This is a genomic window from Caballeronia sp. M23-90 (assembly GCF_053574605.1).
In genome coordinates, this window is record NZ_JBSIPA010001095.1 from 1 (window position 1) to 209 (window position 209).

Annotated in this window: 1 pseudogene; it reads left to right on the plus strand. The window is 56.9% G+C overall.

Annotation, left to right across the window (positions count from 1 at the left end):
* Positions 1-129: 129 nt before the first annotated feature.
* Positions 130-209, plus strand: a pseudogene (locus ACRXB1_RS37950) (YhbY family RNA-binding protein); the annotation flags it as partial.

The window sequence follows — 209 nt, forward strand, 5'->3', positions numbered from 1 at the left end:
CACCTCGCGCCGTCCGTCATGTTCCCGAGCAAGGCGTTCCGCCCTGTTCGTCTTTGTTATTGCGATCGCGACCGTTCAGCCGTTTTTACGCTACGTCGCCCCTCATTTTAGTCGAGTCCGTTACTTTTCATGTCAGCTCTCAAACTTTCTCCTGCCCAACGCGCCGACCTGCGCTCCCAAGCTCACGCGCTCAAGCCCGTTGTACTCAT